Below are 13,185 nucleotides of genomic sequence, written 5' to 3'. Positions count from 1 at the left end.
GATGCTCGGCCTGCCGCCGTCCACGGATGTGAGGAAGGCCATCCCAAAGGATGCGTTCTTCAGCAGCAAGAACATCAAAGGGCGTGAGAGGGAGAGGTTCGACAAGCAGGTCCACAGCATCACGATAAGGTCGATCATCTCGCCGGAGTCGGTGAACATCGACAAGGGAAAGGACGTCTCCGCGATCTACGTCATGGAACTGCAGCTGAACGTTCAGGACTGCGATGACGGGAACCTGATGCTCCTGAACAGACTGGGACACAAGACCGTCTATGTGCTCTCGTATGGGGATGTCTCGAAGATAGCAGTGGTCGAGGACATTGTGTTCCAGACCGATTGGAAACCCAATGCCGATCACAGTTTGGAATTGGAAGGTCTAGACCTTGATGCGGTCTGGGCGAACATCGTCAGAGGCCTTGGGAACCTCTCCCGTGATGAACCTCTCCACGAAGCCATAGCCTGGGAGAAGCGCACCCGCTCTTACAATACGCAAATCGCAGATTTGGAGAAGAAATTCCAGAAGGAGAAGCAGAACCATGAGAGACGGAGGATCCATTCGGAGATCCAGCGTCTCAAGAAGGAACGTGACACGAAGCCCGAACCGGTGAGAACGGAAACGCCGCAACAACCCGTCGATACCGAATCGAAGCCGACTAAGAGGAGAGGGGTCAGTGTCACAAGGCGCATCAGTGAAGTGGATCAACCGCCCGGAGGTTTCATCAATCCCAGGTTGCTGAACGAGACGAGATTCGATGATGGGAAAACACTGGGCGAGGAGAACGTGCCCCCTGCCATAGCAGGGTTAGCAGTTGACTACCTCACCCGTTGGGTGATGGGGTCATCCCTTTCCGAAGCATTCATCATCTCCGTCATGGGAGGTTTCGCAGGCGGAAAGGCCGAGGATGTGGCGGAACACATGTGCGGGATCAGAGGGCTCGATGACGAATCCATAGAGTGTGCCTGCCGTACATGCATGTACGATTCCTACTACAGGGCCAGACGCGCACCGAAGACGGACCCGTTCCTGACATTCGTGGACCATCAGACCTGTGAGAACATCCGCATCATGATCGAACGGTCGAAGAGGTTCTTCGAGGTCTACGGACCGATCACCGAATCCGGACCCAAGTTCCCCGGAGCATACACGGAAGTGGTCGGAGCGGGCGATGGAGATTACCTCACCGAGTCGACAATCTGGGATTTCAAGGTCTCGAAGAACATCCCGACCAAGGAGCACACCCTGCAGCTGGCCATGTACTACATCATGGGGAAGCACAGCACGGACAGTCATTTCGAAACGGTGCGGAACATCGGCATCTTCAACCCCCGTCTGAACATAGTGTACACCCTCGATATGTCCGAAGTCCCGAAAGAAACGATGAGAAGGATTGAGACCGAGGTCATCGGATACGAAGAGTCCGAATGCATCGAATGGTGAAGACCCTACGAACTGTGACATAGGTTGGGTAAGAACATGGGAAAGGAATCCTTGACACGGCGTGATGTGATTAATATCCTAATCGGTGATGCGGATGTTGAATCATCATACGGAATCCGTGTCGGATTGTATTATCAGAAGGGCTACGAAATTCGCAACATGTTCAAACTGATTGGTTCCACAGATACTGTGGAGGAAGGCGCGAGCAGATGGATGATAATGGAGGCCCTAATAAAGGAAGCTTTGGATTTAGGCCGGATAGATGACCTCATGAAATACCTGATGTCTCAAGCTGCATACGACGATATAGGCATCACAGGAACCCCAAAGGAGCGCAAACAGTTTGTCGTCAATGCCATCATCGAGGAACTTAATACTATACTGGAATACGATGGTGTTGAATTCTCTGTGAATGAGAAGGGCATTCATGTAAGATTCGAGGATGAACCGAGCATTATCGGAATCGAGAAACGGTTCAATCTAGACACTATAGACGAGACCATCGGGAAATGCCGTGACGATATAGACAATGGCCGTTATGATGATGCAATAATCAAATGTAGAACCATGCTGGAGGGACTCTTGCTCAATGTCCTAAAAATCAATGGAATTGAAAAGGACTATAAGGGCAACATACAGGCAATGATGGAGGACGTGAACAAGACATATTTGTCTAATGAACGGATTAAGATCCCCAAACCCATAACCAATGTTACCAAAGCACTAACTTCACTCGTCAGCAACATCGCACATATTCGTAACGAATACACAGATGCACACTGGCATTCTAAAGTCCATGTAAAACTGTCGAGAGGCGATGCCATGCTGGTAATCAACTCTTCGATGACCGTCGCACAATATCTGATAGATTTGACAGATGAAGGATGCCTGAGGGAACGCACCATTATCAACGAAAGCGAATCCCAGACAGAAGAAGATAGACATCAAAATAAAACGGTGGATACAACGGCATTATGCCACTGCATCAGATGCGGGCGTGTGATCCCCTCGACGCACGACTACGTGTACTGCGGCAGGTGCATGGATTCATGGCAGCGCTACTCCAACATGAAATATGTCGAGCCGAAAGGGCATTGCTACGTATGCGGAAAGGAATGTGAGGTCAGCGCCGAGAAACCCGCGTGCCTGGATTGTTACAGGTCACACAAGGAGCTCGTCGAGAACAAATGCAGCACGATGAGGGCTCTCGGCAGATGACTCAACGGTCTTTCCCGTCTGGATATCCGGGCATCACATCCTTATGATAGCGGATGGCCATCTCCCTCGATAAAGAACCGTATTCATCACACCATGCATCGATGTCATCGGGATTCGAGGACTCGATTCCCATCTGTATGGAGAGGGTCTGGGTGATGTTCTTGGCTTCCTCATCTGTATCGGCGAGCATCATGACCGTACCACGGACGTATTCGAGTTTCTCGTCGAAGGTCACCTGACCGATCTCCGGCTTTCTTATGCCGCTCATATGACATCACCGTTGTTGTCAAGAGAATCCATCAGCTCGTATGCGAGCGGTTTGACCTTCTTCAGATAATCCATGGTTCCCAGGGTCTTGTTGCGAAGGGCATCCATCTTCAGATAGGACATGATGGTGGTGGCATCATCCTTCGTACCGAAGGGGCCGATCACAATAGACGACCTCTCCTGATATTCACCCGCCATATGGGCATCATACTCATCTACGATGGCTTCGACATACTTCTTATAAGGTCCCTCATAGAGCTTGAACTCGGGATAGCCTGTGGGATCGTAGTCCGTTCCATTGAACTCATAGGTGACTGAAATCGAGAAGTACCATGTGTCCGGATACCGCTTCTTGGTATTCTCCTCCTCCCACTTCTTGTTCAGTTCACGGACCTTCTCGTCGATGGCACCGTCATCCAAACCCTCAACCTCCCTGATGTCCTTGAGAGCTCTGGCTACAGAAGCGCTGATACTGGTGACTGAATTGAGAGGACAGTCCAGAGTGTAGGAGTCCTTGAGGGCGTCCTCCAGGATCTCCAGGTAATAACGGGTCTTGGTGAAATCGTTGGAACGATCGTCCGGCTCCAGCACAGGCATGAACTTCGTTATGAATGAGCGCTGAGAATCGGAATAGAATGCGTGGGGGCCCGTGATACGCTCGCGGATGAACCTTTCGGCCCTCTCCTTGAACCACCTGAACGCATACAGTCTCTCCTGCGTCTCGAGCATGACATCTGGATCGAGTGTGTCGCTCATGTCCTCAATTTTCGAACCGTCTATGTAATGGTCAGAAGAGTTGAGCCAGTACTGATTGGTGTAGAATGCGTTACGATTGGAAAGCGACATCGCGAGATCGAAATTACGAATCTCTTCGGGAGAAAGATCCCCAACCATGATGGTCACCGAATCACCCTTGTCCAGACCGAGTGCCTTGGCCTCCTTGGTGATGGCGACTGTCAGCGAATCACCCGTCTTGCTGACAGTCTTCACAGCCCTCTTGACCTGCATGAAACCACATCGAAATTTCATTATTTATACTATTATGTTGGTAAAATATCATTATGGGAAATAAAATAAGGGTCCGAAGACCCCTAAAAAGTTTGTTGGGAATATAGGATTTCAAGCCTTGGGAATCAGCTTCAACATGGATTCCATCGCGGATTTCGTGATGGTCACCGAGAGCTCGCCATCCGCGAAGATGAATCCGTAGTCATCCTCGATCATGTCGAACGTGCCCACAAGCTCCATCGTCGCTCCGAAGGAGATCTTCCCACAGTCAACATCATAGTCTATCATGATGTCCTTTGGGAAACCATGACTGTTGAGCTTCTCCTTCATCTGCGGACCCTCCCGAAAGAGTTCCTGAACTCCTTGATGAACCCGCGATTAGCATTGCCGTTCTTCTTCCTGGCCCACTCATTCTGGACGGGGTCATCGGTCTGATCCGCCAGAGGCGTGAACTTGTCCGGATGGTTCAGGACATAGGCGATGACGACCTCGCGGTTCTCCCTGGGGGTCTTCGGATTGCTGAGGACCTTCATCACGTAGTTCTGATTCATGGCAATGGTATTGCCCCTAGGCATCCTCTGGTTGAGGTACCCCTCGGTCATCGTCCTGCGCTTGGGGTTCATTCCAGGTGCGAGCTGCACCCAGCCCTGCGGCGGCTTGGAACCCCTCTGCCTGGCGGTCGGGACGAGCTCGTACCGGTCAGGCATCGCGAGCCCTCCTGACGGAGATCCTCCTGACCATGCCGTCGTCGAAGACGAACCTGGGCATGTCGTCGTTGTATGGGCACCTGCCGCAGTCTCCGTCGCAGAAGGGCCCGTCGCAGACGTCCTCCGGGCAGTCCTCTTCGACGTCCGACCCGTCGTCGTCCAGACAGGACCCGTAGTCGCTGCAGAGCATCGGGTCGTTGTCGATGATGTGCCCGGCCACGAGCTCGCCGATCATGTCCTTGGCGTCCTCGATGTCCTCGAAGACGTCTCCGGTGTAGAGGTCGTCCACGTAGCACTTGGCGAACGCGTCGGCGAGGACAATTGCCCTGATGCCCTCGTCGGGGATGAGGATCCTGACGATGCTCACGACCTTCTCCGACAGGAAGTCGGTCATGTCGTCGGTGTCCTCGATGTCGTTCGACTGGCAGTTCCCTGCGGCATATGCCGCCATTCCATTTCTGGTCATCTTGTTTTCACTCCTGTGAATTGCCCTCTGTCGAGGGGATGACCCGACTCCGGACCGGCCATGCACTGCTCTCTGTTGTCCGGGGTCTATTCAGACGTCCATAGGTCGTTCCTAAGATTGGACGGCTTATTCTTTATGCGATGACATTCCTTGATTTAGTGTAACACAAGGAATCGAAACTCCTTATATACTCAAAGGAGCGAAATTCACGATTCCGACCATTCTCACTGTTCAAATGCGATTTTGACGAAGAACGGACCTTTGCGGATGCTCCTGCTTCGGAGGTGATCCGGTCCGAGGCCGTGCTTTCAGGCCTGTGTAGATGTTGAGCGTGAAGATGGGTGAGATGGGACTCCGAACCGGTCCCGACCCTTGTTTATATAGCGCAAACGCCATCACATAACCATGGACGAGGTGAAGGAGTACACGTTCGAGGAGCTCTGTCAGATAGTCGGAGCTGTAGCGGCCCGCCATGGGATGATCCGCGTGTACCTCTTCGGCTCCAGGGCCCGCGGCGACAACACCGAGGGCAGCGACTACGACTTCTGCATCCTGACACCGGACGACTACGGCCTCTTCGAGGTGGGCGGATTCTATGCAGATCTCAGGGATGCCCTCGGCACGGACATCGACGTCGTATGCGAGGAGTCCCTCCGTGACGACTTCAGCAGAGAGGTCCTCAGGGACAGGAGGCTGCTCTATGAAGCATGACCTCGAGAACATCGATGCCATCCTGGAGTACTGCGATGGGATCCTGGCCACCAGGGATCTGTACGGTGACGACATCGAGGACTTCATGGAGAGTCTGCAATACCAGTGGAGCACAGCGTTCGGCATCCTGCAGATCGGCGAGGCTGTGAAGAGGTTGTCCTCTGAATTCCTGGAGAGGTACAAGGATGTGCCATGGTCCGAGATCACCGGGATGCGCGACCGTGCTGCACACCAGTACCACAACAACGACCTCGTCAAACAGTGGAACACCATCCGGAAGGACATCCCCGCGCTCAGGGAGAGATGCCTGAGGATCAAACAGGATCTCGAATCCGAACAGGAAGACGACTGATTCACGCTATCGCCTCCGTTTCCCTTCCGAAGGCTTCGCGCTGCCTCCTGAGGAAGTACTCGTCGGGCTCCTCGAAAGGTCCTGTCATTACCAGGTCTTCGTCCATGGGGAGGCCGAGGTCCAGCGTGCACAGGGCTAGAGGGCACATCCTGGAGAAGTCCACGATGGTCAGGTGCTCTTCTCTGAGCCTGGACTTGAAGGACTGGAAGACCGCATTCACGAGCTCGAAGTCCTCCGCGAAGACGACCACGGGGTCGTCCCTGATGTATCTGATGTATGTTCCGACGCAGTCGTGGATGCCGTCGTAGGTCCTGAGTATGGTGTGGCAATGCCTGCAGACGCGGATCTTGTACTGGCGGTAGACCCCGAGAGTGCGGATGTTGCGTTTGGAAGCACCGCCCCAGTACCTGATCTTGAACTCCACGGAGAGCGACTTCATTGTCCACTGCTCCCAGTCGATTCCCGACAGGTCGCCGAGCATCCTTCCCTTGCCTTCTCCCTTCTCGTTGTAATCCTTCTCGGTGTAGTCGGCACCTGGGGACAGGAGGCCGGGGACGAGCATGTCGAGGACCTTGAGGTCCCAGTCGATGTCGTCGGGGTCCTTCTCGGCCATGCCGAGACCCATATGGGTGGTGAGATAGGCGGCGGTGTGCCTGATGCTGCGGATCTTCTCCCTGGAGTGGACCTTCTTGATCAGCCATCCGGGGTTCTGTCTCCTGAACTCGGTGGTGTCTATGCGTCCGTAGCAGAGGATGTGGAAGTGCGGGGAGAACTCCCAGTCGGACTCCTTCTGGCGCCAGGGGTGGAATATGGTGACCCCTGCTGTGGCACCGAACGCGACCATGGAATCATCGATATGCTTGCAGAGGTCATCGAACTCCGGCTTGGTCTGACAGAGCCTCTTGACGAGGTCCTGGGGAGGGGAGACGACCCAATGGCCGATATCGCCTACGCCGATTCCCTTCTTCTCGCTGAGCACCTTGTAGGAGAGGAGCTGCTTCTCGATCTGGACCCCGCGCTTGAGTGCGGTGTCGTTCATGCATTTGGGACAACGAAGAGACCAGCAGTGCCTGCGCTTGCCCTTGCAGTGATGCTCGGGATCCTCCGGACAGGCGGAGTACACGATGCCTCCGGCTGAGGAGCGGATGAAGCCGCAGCCCTTCCTGTCGGGACGCGTGAGGTCATGGGCGGGCATGCACCAGGATATGTACTGGCGGTAGGGCTCGGGTCCTTTCTGCACGGGTATTCCCGAAAGGCCTTCCTGAACACCTTCCTGAGTCCCGGTGACGTCATCCTGCGGATGAAGTCTAAGGTACTCTATGGCAGGATACGTGGAGTCCTCCACCGGCAGGTTCCTCACATAGGATGTGACGGAGTGCTCCGCCAGAGCTGCCTGGACGGCGAGGCCCTGCCTCTCCTTCATCTCGAGGTCGCGCTGGAATGCGCGGAGGCGTCTGTCCTCGAGCCTGATGTCGTAGTCTTCGATCTGCATGTTATCTCTGATCGTGGGACGGCGGAGCCGTCCCGGGAAGGCGGCCGGCGGTCGCTGGGCTGCGCCAGGCGCGACCGCTCGGCCTGTTTGGCTCCGCCTCGGTCGCGGAGCTCCCTCGGCGTCGCGAGGGACAGGGGTGACTGTGTGAGGGTGCGGGATGACGGGAGGGTGCGCCGCGGAGGGCGCCGGGGGATGCCGGGACGGCACCGCCGTCACTCCGGGTCGTCCTGCGTGGGGGACACGAGGTCGACTATCCGCACCCCCTCGTTCCCGAGCCACGCGCCGTAGTGGGCGACGCGGTCGAGATGCTCGGCCCTGCTCACAGCGGAAGCCATCGCAGCGTCGAGCCTCCTCTTGCCGAGGAGCTGCACTAGCGGATGGTCGGAGAGGCCGAAGGCCTCGTACACGGCTATCCATTGGAAGTAGTCCCTCGCGTCCCTGGGGTCGCAGAGGGCGATCTCCCTGGGGAGGGGGACCTTCGAGGACGCCCTCAGGGAGAGCATCCTGTCGGTCTCCGGATCCGTGGAGACATTGAAGCTCAGAGTCTCACATCCCTGAGCATGTGGCTGTTCCTGTAGGACCACCACCAGACCTTCGGTATGGCGACGCATTCGTTGAAGCGGGGGAAGAAGCACCAGCTCCTAGGTTCCAGACTCGGATGCTGTTTGACCGCCTCCTCGATCCAGATGTTGGCCTGGACCTGGTTCATCCTGAACTCGGGACGCTCGAATGCCAGGTCCTCGTCGTGCATCCTCTTGCACATGACCACGGCGTCCTGGGACCTGACGAACTCTATGTCCGTGCCTGCCATGGACTGGGTTGTGATGCAGACCACTGTGGACTTGTGGGAGATGATTCCCAGCCACCTCTGTAGAGTCGCATCCTTCCCCGAACCGCGGGAGTGGAACACCCTGTTCACATCCTCTATCACAGCAACCGAACCCACGGGGATGTCGTTGGGATCGGAGACCCTGCGGTAGCCTGGGAACATGGAGACGTCGTACTCCATGGGATCCAGGAGGTACACGGGACGGGTGTGCCAGCACAAGTCGATGAGCGAATGCAGGGAGCAGGACTTCCCCTGCTTCCCGCTGCCGACGGCGATGATCACGCCGTGCTCCATCCTGGAGATGTAGTCGACCGCCTTACTGGCCGTCACGACCCTCACCTCCGCGATGCTGGCTCATTCCCCGACGGGGACGGTTGCCGTTGGGGTCCCTGGGGTTCACGGTGAAGTCCAGGTAGTCCTCCGGGACCGACTCGTCCGAATCATGGGATTCGTAGTCCGCCTCGATCAGCCCTAGAGCCGAGGAGATCCTGTCGAGATGCTTCCTCAGGGAGGACCTGGCATATCCCAGGCCGATGACCTTCGGATGCACCATGAGCTCGAGGTTCTCCTCCATGACCTGATTCAGGACCGAGTACCACTTGCGGTAGGCGTCCTCCCTTGTCATCACCACGAGCGCGTTCTCGGTGTGGACCCAGCCGTAGTCCACCATCCCTCTTTCGAGGTCCATGCCCTCCACCAGGTAGACGGGGATGCCGGACACGGTGTGGTACACCACGTTGTTCCCAGTCTGCTGGATGTAGCGGAACATGTCGTCCGGGACGAACACCGCACGGAGCAGATGGTTCTCCACATCCAGGTGGACCAGCACCCTGCCTGAGGGGTGGTACAGGGATCTGACCACGAACCTCGCCAGCAGGGCGCCGGCTATCGGGGACAGGAGAACGGGCCAGTATTCGCCGAGAGCATCGACGATGACATCGGTGCCGAACATCCTCCACACCACGTACACACCGAAGAACCCGGCGGAGACGGTGGCGGCGACGGCCGCCACCTTCCTCCACGGGGACTCCCTCGGCATCTCGGCGTAGGCCTGCTCGGGGACGGCATCCCTCCGGGGCTCCTGCATGGTGTCCGCCGTCGGGTCAAACTCCCCGGACTGGTCGTCAGAGTACATCGCTCACCTGCGTCTGGGCCTTCTTGAGGCACCTGGAGAAGTTCCATCTGAACCCTAGGAACGCTCCGATCAGGCAGAGGATCAGTACCAGCGCTGACACGGCCTCACCCCTGAGTACAGGATCATCCCTCCGGCGAACGCCATGACGCTGCCGACGGTGGAGAAGACGAGTGCCTCCCCGACGTTCAGCATGCCGGATATCAGGGGCACCAGCCACGCCGAGCCGACGAAGAGCAGGAGCCCGACGATTATCCTCGGGACGTTCATCATCTGACCACCTTGCCCTGTTTGCACTGGCTGATATCCGAGTAGAACGCGATGTAGATCAGCAGGCACTCGATGGCGCAGACGAACACCAGGATGAACCCCGACAGCAGCCAGAACACCGCCGGATCGGTGGGGATGTTCTCCGTGATGGCGGAAGCCACCGTGTTCCCCGATGCGTCCAGCAGGAGGTGGGCCAGGTCGTCGCCCGTTGTGAGGGTGACGATCAGGTCCAGGATGAACACCGCGTTGATGATGCCCGACATCAGAGGAATCCACATCATCTGTATCTCCTCCAGTCGGAGCCGTCGTAGAAGCGGCGGTCGTATCCCTGCTCGGGCTCGATGTACTGCTGACCAGACCTCAGGTTCCCGTATGCATCGTGGTCCTGCCCGGAGCGCCTCGTGAAGATCGGGGTGTCGATGTACTCCTGCTTCAGGTTCATCTTGTCCCTGGCGTAGTTGACCAGGTAGCGGATGACCAGGGCGAGGAGCAGGACGAACACCACGATGATGATCACCTGCGCCACCTCCTCGGGGATGCCCAATGTGGTGGAGACCACGTTGGACAGCCCTCCGGTGAGGAAGAGGTAGGAGAAGCATCCGACGACCGCGACCTTGACGGTGTTGCCCCAGGTCAGGATCACCTTGGTTCCAGCCTGGGCCGCCTCTGCGGCTCCGGATGCGGCAACCTTCCCTCCGCCTCCCTTGAAGAAGTTCGAGAGGGCCTTCGCGATGGAGCTCCAGGCGGACATCTCAGCGCCTCCTGTTCCCGCCGTTCCCGTTCGAGCGGACATGGTACGCGTACAGCGCCAGGACGATCATCACGACGACGATCCCCAGGAGGATCAGAATCTCGAAGAGACCGTCATCCTCGCTGTCGGCGGAATCATCGCCCGAGGGCTCGTCGCCTCCGGGGTCGTCTCCGGGCTCGTCGTCATCCCCTCCGGGGGTGACGGATGCCTCCTTCCAGACGGCGGTGACATTCACATCGCCGGTGACGGTGACGGAGTCCCCGGGCTGGAGGATGTCGTCTCCGATTCTCCAACCGGCGAACTCGAACCCCTCCTTCTCGCCGTCGTAGGACGGGAGGACGAAAGACGCTCCGCTGTCGGCGGTCGCTGTGGGTACGGTGATGGAACCGCCGTCCACCTCGAAGGTTATCTCAAAGGTCTCGGGGACCTCCTCGCTCACCTGGGTCCACTTGGCGTAGAGGGTCATGGACCTCTTCACATCGGATGACCAGTCGTACTCCTGGGAGAGGTCGGAGGAGGTGAACCATCCCCCGAACTCGTACCCAGACCTGACGGGATCGGCCGGCTTTGTAGCGGGAACACCGTAGGCCGTCTGCTGTATCTCCTGGACCTGGGGCCCGCCGAGGGAGTCGAAGGTGATGATGGGGAATCCCATCACGCTGACCTTGTAGACCTCCACGGTGGTCGAGCCTCCGTTGTAGGAGTTGGTCGTCGTCTGGGTCACGTAGTAGGTTCCCTTCTCGGCGTATGTGTGGGAGGGGTTCCACTCCGTCGACACCGGGGAGCCGTCGCCGAAGTCCCACTCGATGGTCTCGGCGTTGCTCCCGTCGAACACGAACTGCAGCGTGTAGCTGTAGAAGCTCCCATAGTCCACGTCGTAGTCCTGCTCCTCGGCGGATGCCTGATCGAGCGGGATGGCCGACAGGACGAGGGAGATGACGGCCAGGGCCGTCGCTGCCATGATGATATTCTTAGACTGCATAGATGATCGCACCTCCCTCGGGAGAGGACTGGAAGGACAGGTTGGACAGGACCTGGACGGTGAATGTCTGGGTCGCGCTCTGGTAGCCTGCCTTCTGTGCTGTTACGGTTATCTCGAAGGTCCCGGCCGAGGTCGGGGTCCCCACGATGGTGTCGCCGGAGACCACCAGCCACGATGCACCGCTCACGCTGAGCGTGCATCCGTCGACGCTGACGTTCGGGGTGTAGCTCCACGACGTCCCCACCACTCCGAATCCCTGCGGGGACCCAGTCATGGTGATCGAGGCCTGCTCCCAGACCGCGAACAGCGTGATCTTGGATCCGTATGCAACGGAGACGGAGTCCCCGGCGTGGTACTGCGCGGTGGTCGCTCCGGAGGACAGGGCCCATCCGACGCAGACGAACCCGTCGCGCACGGGAACGGAATCGGTCACGATGAACGACTTAGACCCGGATGCCGATGTTCCGGTCATTGAGGCCGTCTGACTGGCCGGAGCGTTCGAACCTCCGTTGGCGCTGTACTCGAGAGTTGCGGTGAAGGTCTGGGTGGTGCGCTCCCACACCGCGTAGAGGGTGTCGGAGGCCAGCGAGGTGTCGTATCTCCAGTCGAGGTCGTTCTGGCCGTCGTAGAAGTACTCCGCCTCGGTGGCGTACCTGTCAGGGGACCAGCCCTTGAACTCGTATCCCGAACGGGTCGGCTCCTGCTGCGGGATCTCGTAGTAGAACTTGCCCGTGTAGGACTCGTCCGTCATGGATGCCGGAGCTCCCGAACCGCCGTTGGCGTTGAACGTCAGGACCCCGTTCTTGTACTCAGAGACGTTGACCGTGAAGACTGTCGACGCGCCTCCGCCGTCGGTGGCCTCGATCAGGAACGTGGCCGTTCCGATGCCCTTCGGGGTGATCTTCAGATGGGGGACAAGGCCGGAGGCCGAGATCCCCAGGTCGAAGCTCGCCACATCGCGCCCGGAGGTCTGCTCGACGGTCACGGTGGTTGTCGGTGCCGGACTGGCGCTGTACCTCGGAGTGGTGTAGATCAGGAAGTCCCTCTCGGCGTTGGTGCCGTTGGGACGGTATCCCATGGTGGTGGAGCCGGAGGAGGCTCCCTGGACGGAGATCTCCTCGACCTTGGTGTCGTTCGTACACACGACCTCGAACACCACGGCGAAGTCCTCGGTGGTGCCCATGTTGGCCTGACCGGTGTCGGTGAAGAAGCCCCAGAAGCTCTTCTCGTCCCACTCCTTATCGGGGTCGGCGAGGGTCATCCTGGAGCTGTCGTAGCCCTGGAACTCGCTGTTGGGATCTCTGCCAGTGATATCGAACCTGGAGCCTAGCTCCACATAGTAGATGTGCTCGTAGACGTCGAACCCGAAGTTATCCTCCAGGTCGGAGATGTCGCAGTCGATCTCCGTGTAAGGATTCGTGGGGCTGCTGCGGTTCTCCCCTCCGGTGAATGCTCCGAGCGCAGCATCGGACTCGTCGGAGACGAGGCAGACGCAGGTCATGAGCATCGCCACAGCGGCGAAGAGGGCGAACGCGGTCAGCAGGCTCCTGTTCTCGGTCATG

At 57.8% G+C, this 13,185-nt stretch carries 18 protein-coding genes; 4 read left to right on the top strand and 14 right to left on the bottom strand.

Going from position 1 to position 13,185, the window contains the following annotated elements:
- Position 1 precedes the first annotated feature (1 nt).
- The gene (locus JS82_02385; GenBank protein QHK17032.1) at positions 2-1,438 is read left to right on the top strand and encodes a DUF4391 domain-containing protein; all 1,437 of its coding nucleotides are present in this window, start codon (positions 2-4) and stop codon (positions 1,436-1,438) included.
- Between the two features lie 36 nt (positions 1,439-1,474).
- Positions 1,475-2,656 (top strand): hypothetical protein, encoded by a 1,182-nt coding sequence (locus tag JS82_02380; protein QHK17031.1) that lies wholly within the window; start codon positions 1,475-1,477, stop codon positions 2,654-2,656.
- 1 nt (position 2,657) lies between these two features.
- On the opposite strand, the gene JS82_02375 is transcribed toward JS82_02380, so the two are convergent.
- The 5 genes from JS82_02375 to JS82_02355 form a co-directional block, all read right to left on the bottom strand.
- Positions 2,658-2,924 carry a hypothetical protein gene (locus JS82_02375; GenBank protein QHK17030.1) on the bottom strand — a complete coding sequence of 89 codons (267 nt, stop codon included), beginning with the start codon at positions 2,922-2,924 and terminating at the stop codon, positions 2,658-2,660.
- Positions 2,921-3,931 (bottom strand): hypothetical protein, encoded by a 1,011-nt coding sequence (locus JS82_02370; GenBank protein ID QHK17029.1) that lies wholly within the window; start codon positions 3,929-3,931, stop codon positions 2,921-2,923. The genes JS82_02375 and JS82_02370 overlap by 4 nt, the downstream gene beginning before the upstream one ends.
- A gap of 111 nt (positions 3,932-4,042) precedes the next feature.
- Complete coding sequence (locus JS82_02365) at positions 4,043-4,261, bottom strand: hypothetical protein (GenBank protein ID QHK17028.1); 219 nt, start codon at positions 4,259-4,261, stop codon at positions 4,043-4,045.
- Positions 4,258-4,638 (bottom strand): hypothetical protein, encoded by a 381-nt coding sequence (locus tag JS82_02360; GenBank protein ID QHK17027.1) that lies wholly within the window; start codon positions 4,636-4,638, stop codon positions 4,258-4,260. The genes JS82_02365 and JS82_02360 overlap by 4 nt, the downstream gene beginning before the upstream one ends.
- The gene (locus tag JS82_02355; GenBank protein QHK17026.1) at positions 4,631-5,104 is read right to left on the bottom strand and encodes a hypothetical protein; all 474 of its coding nucleotides are present in this window, start codon (positions 5,102-5,104) and stop codon (positions 4,631-4,633) included. The genes JS82_02360 and JS82_02355 overlap by 8 nt, the downstream gene beginning before the upstream one ends.
- A gap of 405 nt (positions 5,105-5,509) precedes the next feature.
- On the opposite strand from JS82_02355, the gene JS82_02350 reads away from it, so the two are divergent.
- Positions 5,510-5,815 (top strand): nucleotidyltransferase, encoded by a 306-nt coding sequence (locus JS82_02350; protein ID QHK17025.1) that lies wholly within the window; start codon positions 5,510-5,512, stop codon positions 5,813-5,815.
- Complete coding sequence (locus JS82_02345) at positions 5,805-6,167, top strand: DUF86 domain-containing protein (GenBank protein QHK17024.1); 363 nt, start codon at positions 5,805-5,807, stop codon at positions 6,165-6,167. Before JS82_02350 ends, JS82_02345 begins: the two co-directional genes overlap by 11 nt.
- A gap of 1 nt (position 6,168) precedes the next feature.
- On the opposite strand, the gene JS82_02340 is transcribed toward JS82_02345, so the two are convergent.
- The 9 genes from JS82_02340 to JS82_02300 form a co-directional block, all read right to left on the bottom strand.
- A complete protein-coding gene (locus JS82_02340) occupies positions 6,169-7,659 on the bottom strand; it encodes a hypothetical protein (GenBank protein ID QHK17023.1) in 1,491 nt (496 codons plus the stop codon).
- 212 nt (positions 7,660-7,871) lie between these two features.
- The gene (locus JS82_02335) at positions 7,872-8,162 is read right to left on the bottom strand and encodes a hypothetical protein (GenBank protein ID QHK17022.1); all 291 of its coding nucleotides are present in this window, start codon (positions 8,160-8,162) and stop codon (positions 7,872-7,874) included.
- A gap of 35 nt (positions 8,163-8,197) precedes the next feature.
- On the bottom strand, positions 8,198-8,818 hold the full coding sequence (locus JS82_02330; protein ID QHK17021.1) for a hypothetical protein: 621 nt from the start codon (positions 8,816-8,818) through the stop codon (positions 8,198-8,200).
- Positions 8,805-9,623 (bottom strand): hypothetical protein, encoded by an 819-nt coding sequence (locus JS82_02325; protein QHK17020.1) that lies wholly within the window; start codon positions 9,621-9,623, stop codon positions 8,805-8,807. The genes JS82_02330 and JS82_02325 overlap by 14 nt, the downstream gene beginning before the upstream one ends.
- Positions 9,624-9,704: 81 nt before the next feature.
- Complete coding sequence (locus JS82_02320) at positions 9,705-9,893, bottom strand: hypothetical protein (protein ID QHK17019.1); 189 nt, start codon at positions 9,891-9,893, stop codon at positions 9,705-9,707.
- A complete protein-coding gene (locus JS82_02315; protein QHK17018.1) occupies positions 9,890-10,171 on the bottom strand; it encodes a hypothetical protein in 282 nt (93 codons plus the stop codon). The genes JS82_02320 and JS82_02315 overlap by 4 nt, the downstream gene beginning before the upstream one ends.
- Positions 10,168-10,641 carry a hypothetical protein gene (locus JS82_02310; GenBank protein ID QHK17017.1) on the bottom strand — a complete coding sequence of 158 codons (474 nt, stop codon included), beginning with the start codon at positions 10,639-10,641 and terminating at the stop codon, positions 10,168-10,170. Before JS82_02310 ends, JS82_02315 begins: the two co-directional genes overlap by 4 nt.
- A gap of 1 nt (position 10,642) precedes the next feature.
- The gene (locus JS82_02305) at positions 10,643-11,623 is read right to left on the bottom strand and encodes a PKD domain-containing protein (GenBank protein QHK17016.1); all 981 of its coding nucleotides are present in this window, start codon (positions 11,621-11,623) and stop codon (positions 10,643-10,645) included.
- Positions 11,613-13,184, bottom strand: a complete 1,572-nt coding sequence (locus tag JS82_02300) for a hypothetical protein (GenBank protein QHK17015.1) — start codon at positions 13,182-13,184, stop codon at positions 11,613-11,615. The genes JS82_02305 and JS82_02300 overlap by 11 nt, the downstream gene beginning before the upstream one ends.
- Position 13,185: the final 1 nt, after the last annotated feature.

This window comes from Methanomassiliicoccaceae archaeon DOK, assembly GCA_009911715.1.
Classification (GTDB): Archaea; Thermoplasmatota; Thermoplasmata; order Methanomassiliicoccales; family Methanomethylophilaceae; genus Methanoprimaticola.
Note: the sequence above shows the minus strand (reverse complement) of the source record. Positions and strands in the feature narration are given on the sequence as shown.